Source organism: Herbiconiux sp. (assembly GCF_023264895.1).
Taxonomy (GTDB): Bacteria; Actinomycetota; Actinomycetes; order Actinomycetales; family Microbacteriaceae; genus Herbiconiux.
In genome coordinates this window covers 43,712-48,117 of record NZ_JAHFUY010000032.1, presented here as the reverse complement: position 1 = coordinate 48,117, position 4,406 = coordinate 43,712, and the positions used below count along the sequence as shown (strand labels likewise).

Below are 4,406 nucleotides of genomic sequence, written 5' to 3'. Positions count from 1 at the left end.
CACCCCCCGCGCCCGACGCGCTGCCCTCCCCCGCCGGCACGCCGCCGCCCGCTCCCGCCGCGCCGCCCGCTCCCTCCTCCACCACGAGTTCGCTCACCTGGCCCCAGCGGTCGCTCGCACGCGGCACCACGACGGCCTGCTCGAAGCCCGGGACGCTCTGCACGAGGCGCTCGACCCGATCCAGCGAGACCTTCACACCACCCGAGATGATGACGTTGTCGACCCGGCCGGTCACCCGCACCGCACCGTCGACCACGGTTCCGCTGTCGGCCGTGCGGTACCAGCGCGTGCCGTCGGACACGCGGAAGCGATCGGCCGTGAGCTCGTCGTCTCCGAGATACCCCTCGGCGAGCATGGGACCCGCGAGCTCCAGCTCCCCGTCGGCGACCCGCGCCGAGGCCTGCCCGATGGGCACGCCGTCGTAGACGCAGCCGCCCGCGGTCTCGCTCGATCCGTACGTGCGCACCACGCGGATGCCGAGCCCCGACGCGCGCTCCGCAAGCAGGTCGGGCAGCGCCTGCCCGCCCACGAGCACCGCATCGAAGCGTGCGGCGGCGGCACGGATGCGCGGGTCGGCCTCCGAGGCCTCGACCAGTCGCACGAGCTGGGCCGGCACGAGCGACGTGAAGCGCAGTGGAGCCCGGAGCTGCTCGGCGAGATCGGCGAAGGTCTCGGCGGAGAAGTGGCCGCGCGGGTGCACGGCCGGGGCGAGGCCGCCCACGATCGACCGCACGAGCACCTGCACCCCCGCGATGTAGTGCGTGGGAAGAGCGAGCAGCCACTGCCCCGGCCCGCCGAGGGCGGCTTCAGTGGCCGCCGCGGAGGCCAGCAGCGCGTCCGAGCTGAGCGCCACGCGCTTGGGCAGCCCCGACGAGCCCGAGGTCTCGATCACGAGCGACACCCGCTTGGCCACCTCCGTCGGCAGCACCGGACCCGCCACCGCAGGGTCTCCGAGCCCTCGCACGCCCTCCCTTGGCAGGATCGCGGACCCGTCGTTGGCCAGCGCCCGCCGCAGCTCCCGCTCCACGACCGCGGCGTCCGACCCGTCGATGACCTCGAGCGCGCGAGTCACCCCATCACCCCAGCCGACGTCGCTGCCCGCGCTCGAGTCGTACGCACCGTGACCACGCGCACCACCCGCGCCCCAGCCGCCACCCGCCGCGCACCAGCCGCGGTGACACGCACCTCCGCCGCCACAGCACCGCCCTCGACCGGCACGCCGATCACCCGCGCCGCAGCCTCATCCCCCGCAGGCACCTCGGCGCCGTCCGCCCGGCGCAGCTCCGCCGCGCGCATCAGAAGTGGTACGGGAAGCCCGACCAGTCGGGATCCCGCTTCTCGAGGAAGGAGTCGCGGCCCTCGACCGCCTCGTCGCTCGCGTAGGCGAGACGGGTGGCCTCGCCCGCGAAGATCTGCTGCCCCACGAGGCCGTCGTCGACCGCGTTGAACGCGTACTTCAGCATGCGGATGGCCGTGGGCGACTTGCCGAGCACGATGCGTGCCCAGCGCAGCGCCTCGGCCTCGAGCTCGGCGTGCGGAACCACCTTGTTGACCGCCCCCATCTCGTAGGCCCGCTCGGCGCTGTACTCCTCGGCGAGGAAGAAGACCTCGCGCGCGAACTTCTGCCCGATCTGCTTGGCGTAGTAGGCACTGCCGTAGCCGGCGTCGAACGAGCCGACATCCGCATCCGTCTGCTTGAAGCGCCCGTGCTCGGCGGAGGCGATGGTGAGGTCGCAGACGGCGTGCAGCGAGTGCCCGCCACCGGCCGCCCAGCCTGGCACGACCGCGATGACGACCTTGGGCATGAACCGGATGAGCCGCTGCACCTCGAGGATGTGCAGGCGCCCGGCCCTCGCCGGGTCGATGCCCGCAGCCGTCTCCTCCTCGGAGTACTTGTAGCCGTCGCGGCCGCGGATGCGCTGGTCGCCCCCGCTGCAGAACGCCCACCCGCCGTCTCGAGGGCTCGGGCCGTTGCCCGTGAGCAGCACCGCCCCCACCCGCGGGTTCTGCCGCGCGTCGTCGAGCGCCCAGTAGAGCTCGTCGACCGTCTTGGGCCGGAACGCGTTGCGCACCTCCGGCCGGTCGAACGCGATGCGCGCCACCTGACCCGCCGTGTCGAGGTGGTACGTGATGTCGGTGAAGCCCTCGGAATCGGGTGCCACGACCCACTCTGCGGGGTCGAAGATGTCGGAGACGGTGGTGCGATCGCTCATGCTGCAAGGTTACGCGTCCGGTGCATCCGGCCCAGGTCGGCGGCAGGATTGTGGATGGATGTGCAGGGGACGACACTTGTGGAGTGCTGGACGATCCGGAAACACGCGACCACCCCGCCCTCGCCGACGTCGTCGAACGGATGCGCGTGGTCGCGCTCCCCCTGCACACCCGGTTCCGCGGCCAGACCGTCCGCGAGCTCGCCCTCATCGAGGGCCCGGAGGGCTGGACCGAGTTCTCCCCCTTCCCCGAGTACGACGACGCCGAGTCGGCCGCCTGGCTCCGCGCCGCCCTCGAGTTCGGCTGGCGGCCCGCTCCGCCCGTGCTCCGCACCAGCATCCCGGTGAACGCCACCCTCCCCGCCGTGCCCGCCGCCGACGTCGAGCGCGTGCTAGCGCACTACGACGGCTGCCGCACCGTGAAGGTCAAGGTCGCCGAACGCGGCCAGACCCTCGACGACGACGCCGCCCGGATCGGCCGCGTGCGCGAGCTCGTCGGCCCCGAGGGCCGCATCCGCCTCGACGCCAACGGCGGCTGGAACCTCGACGAGGCCGAGCACGCCGTGCACCGCCTCGCGGAGTTCGACCTCGAGTACCTCGAGCAGCCCTGCGCGAGCGTCGAGGAGCTCGCGGAGCTCCGCCGCCGCATCGGCTACCTCGGCATCCCCGTGGCCGCCGACGAGAGCGTGCGGAAGGCCGACGACCCGCTCGCCGTGGCTCGCGCCGGCGCCGCCGACCTGCTCGTGGTGAAGGCCCAGCCGCTCGGCGGCCTGCGGCGCGCCCTCGCGGTCGTGGCGGAGGCCGGCCTCCCCGCCGTGATCTCCTCGGCGCTCGAGAGCTCGGTGGGCATCGCAATGGGCGCGCACCTCGCCGCGGCGCTTCCCGAGCTCCCCTACGACTGCGGGCTCGCCACGGTCGACCTCTTCGAGACCGACGTGGTGGCCCCCGCCGGGAGCCTTCGCGCCCGAGGCGGCAGCATCCCGGTCGAACGCGCGGTGCCCGACGCCGACCTGCTCGAGCGCCTGCGCGCGGCCCCCGCCCGCGAACAGTGGTGGCGCGACCGCGTCACCCGCGTGCACGCATTGCTCTGACGCAGGTCAGGCCGTCAGGCCGCCCTCAGAGGCGCCCGACCGCGGACAACGCCAAACGTCGTGGCAACCGACGCCGAATCGCGCTCGGATCCCGCGAGGTTGGCCGAAGCCCGCGGCACGTCGCCGAAACGGCGGTCTACAGCCCCGAGTACGCGTGCAGGCCCTTGAAGAACACGTTCACCACGCCGAAGTTGAACAGCACCGCCGCGAAGCCCACGATCGCGAGCCACGCCGACCGCGACCCGCGCCAGCCGCGGGTGGCCCGCGCGTGGATGTACCCCGCGTAGATCACCCAGATGATGAAGGTCCAGACCTCTTTGGTGTCCCAGCCCCAGTAGCGGCCCCAGGCGCGCTCGGCCCAGATTGCGCCGGCGATGAGGGTGAAGGTCCAGAACACGAAGCCCACGATGTTGACCCGGTAGGCGAGGCGCTCGAGCGAGTCGGCGTCCGGCAGCGTGCGGAGGAACCGGAGCCGGAGCGCCGTGCCGAGCCGGCCCATCGCGTCCCCACGCGTCTGCAGCAGCTGGACGATCGAGAGCGCACCGCCGAGCGCGAAGAACGCCGTGCCGAGGATGGCGACGAGCACGTGGATGACGAGCCACGCCGACTGCAGTGCCGGCGGCAGGGGCGAGATCGCCACGTAGTAGTTGATGGTGGAGACACCGAGGAGCACGAGCACGAGGCCGGTGACGAAGGTGCCGAGGAACCGCAGGTCCTCCCGGAGCAGCAGCACGAGGAAGACGGCCACTATGAGCACGGTTCCCGTGATGGAGAACTCGTACATGTTCGCCCACGGCACCCGGGCGGCCGCGATGCCGCGGAGGATGACGCCGGCGAGCTGGACGACGAAGGCCAGCACCGTGAACACCACGCCCAGCCGCAGCGCGAGCGAGCGGCGACCGGATGCGTCGCGGCCCTCGAGCGAGACGAGCGAGCCGGAGGAGCCGGCCGAGCCACCCGAGCCACCCTTGGAGAGGACGGCACCGGACGCCCCGGCCCCCACAGCCACCGGCACCTCCTCGGCCACGGCCTTCTTGACCGTCGACGACCGCCGCGCGAGGTCGAGCGTGAACGCGATGAAGGCGAGGGCGTAGACCCCCATGGC

Annotated in this window: 4 protein-coding genes; 1 reads left to right on the top strand and 3 read right to left on the bottom strand. The window is 72.9% G+C overall.

Annotated features, from left to right (window positions below):
* Both Q0D57_RS07500 and Q0D57_RS07495 read right to left on the bottom strand, forming a co-directional pair.
* Positions 1-1,072, bottom strand: a 1,072-nt coding sequence (locus tag Q0D57_RS07500) for an AMP-binding protein (RefSeq protein WP_291040612.1), incomplete at its 3' end; no start/stop codon positions are given.
* A gap of 223 nt (positions 1,073-1,295) precedes the next feature.
* Complete coding sequence (locus Q0D57_RS07495) at positions 1,296-2,213, bottom strand: 1,4-dihydroxy-2-naphthoyl-CoA synthase (RefSeq protein WP_291040607.1); 918 nt, start codon at positions 2,211-2,213, stop codon at positions 1,296-1,298.
* An 83-nt stretch (positions 2,214-2,296) separates the two neighbouring features.
* On the opposite strand from Q0D57_RS07495, the gene Q0D57_RS07490 reads away from it, so the two are divergent.
* On the top strand, positions 2,297-3,301 hold the full coding sequence (locus Q0D57_RS07490) for an o-succinylbenzoate synthase (RefSeq protein ID WP_291040604.1): 1,005 nt from the start codon (positions 2,297-2,299) through the stop codon (positions 3,299-3,301).
* 136 nt (positions 3,302-3,437) lie between these two features.
* On the opposite strand, the gene ccsB is transcribed toward Q0D57_RS07490, so the two are convergent.
* Positions 3,438-4,406: c-type cytochrome biogenesis protein CcsB (gene ccsB / locus Q0D57_RS07485; protein ID WP_291040600.1), on the bottom strand; the 969-nt coding region annotated here is incomplete at its 5' end.